The sequence below is a fragment of the Micromonospora sp. NPDC023633 genome (assembly GCF_040640035.1).
GTDB lineage: Bacteria > Actinomycetota > Actinomycetes > Mycobacteriales > Micromonosporaceae > Micromonospora.
The window spans coordinates 1-1,742 of record NZ_JBFABB010000275.1 but is presented as its reverse complement, the minus strand read 5'-3'; the positions used below and the strand labels follow the sequence as shown (position 1 = coordinate 1,742).

The window sequence follows — 1,742 nt, the reverse complement described above, 5'->3', positions numbered from 1 at the left end:
TCGATTTCGCCGGGTTCGATGCGGTAGCCGTTGATGGCGATCTGTTCGTCGGTGCGGCCGAGGAATTCGAGGGTGCCGTCGGTGCGGAGGCGGCAAAGGTCGCCGGTGCGGTAGAGGCGGCTGCCCGGTGGCCCGTACGGGTCGGGCAGGAACCGCTCCGCCGTCTGCCCGGGACGGCCGAGGTACCCCCGGGCGAGCCCCTCTCCGGCGATGCAGAGCTCGCCGGGCGCGCCGGGTGGCACCAGTCGCAGGTCGGCGTCGAGGAGGTGGACGCGGGCGCCGTCGATCGGGGTGCCGAGGTCCGGCCGGTGGACTCCGTCGGGGTGCACCGCTCCGGCGGTGGCGACGACCGCGGCCTCGGTGGGCCCGTAGTGGTTGACCAGGGCGTAGGGGGTGCGCGCCGAGGGTCGGGTGGTCAGGGCGTCCCCACCCGTGAGCAGCGTGCGCAGCGAGGTGGTCGCCGGCGTGGGCAGCCGCAGGATGGCCTCGGCGATCGGGGTGGGAACGAAGGCCACGGTGAGGCCCCGCCGCTGCATCCAGTCGTGCAGCGCGGCGGGGTCGAGGCGGTCGGCGGGGTCGGCGACGTGCAGGGTGGCGCCGCTGACCAGCGCGGGCCAGATCTCCCAGACCGCGGCGTCGAAGCCGAGGCTGGCGATCTGGCCATGGTGCTCACCGGGGCCGCTGGGATAGGTGTCGAGGTGCCACCGGACGAGGTTGGCCAGCGCGTGGTGGGCGACCATCACGCCCTTGGGCGTGCCGGTGGACCCGGAGGTGTGGATGACGTACGCCAGCTGCTCGGGGTGGATGTCGACCCGGGGCGCCGCCGGGGCGGGGGCGTCGAGGCGGCGCGGGGCGAGGGCGACGACGCCGGGGGGTGTGTCGGTGTTCTCGGGGTCGTCGGTGATGAGGATGGTGACGCCGGAGTGGGTGATGAGGTGGTGTCGGCGTGCGGTGGGTGCGGTGGGGTCGATGGGGAGGTAGGCGGCGCCGGCTTTGAGGACGGCGAGCATGGCGGTGATGGCGGGTGCGCCGGGTGGCAGGCTGACCGCGACGGGGTGGTCGGGTCGGGCACCGTGTCGGAGCAGGTGGTGGGCGAGGTGGTTGGACCACTCGTCGAGTTCCCGGTAGGTGAGCGCCCCCGCCCCGTCGACGATCGCCGTCACGTCCGGATGCCGCCGGGCCGCGTCGGCCACCAGCCGTGGCACGCACCCCAGGTCGCCGGCCCACCGTCCGTTGGTCCCGGCCGCAGGCCGGCCCACCTCGGTCGCCCGGCCGCCCACCCGGTCCGGGCCGTCGGCTGCCTCGGGCCGCCGCGCCGCGCGACCGGTGCTCGGCCGACGCCCCGTGGACACCGCCGTGAGCCGTTCCCGCTGGGCCTCGGTGACGGCCTCCACGGTGGACAGCGGCCGATCGGGGTCCGCCAGCACGGCGGCCACCAGGGCCCGGTAGCTGTCGGCCAAATCGGCCACGGTGCCGGGCTCGTAGAGGTCGCAGGCGTAGCTGAAGAAGACGCCGACCGTGTCGGTCCCCACCTCCGCGTGGACGGTCAGGTCGAACTTCGCGGTTCCCGGCACGATCGACATCGGTCGCATCGTCGCGGTGTGCAGCGGCACGGGCCTGTCGGCGATGCCCGTGACGTTGCCGCCGGTGAAGACGGTTTGGATGAGGGGTGGGGTGTGGCGGTCGCGGGTGGGTTGGGTGCGTTCGACGAGTTTGTCGAAGGGGATGTCCTGGTGGGTGAC

1 protein-coding gene is annotated in these 1,742 nt (G+C 74.2%); it reads right to left on the bottom strand.

Annotated elements, in window-relative coordinates; all coding sequences use genetic code 11:
* Nucleotides 1–1,742: amino acid adenylation domain-containing protein (locus AB0G13_RS34655; RefSeq protein ID WP_357883913.1), on the bottom strand; the 1,742-nt coding region annotated here is incomplete at both ends.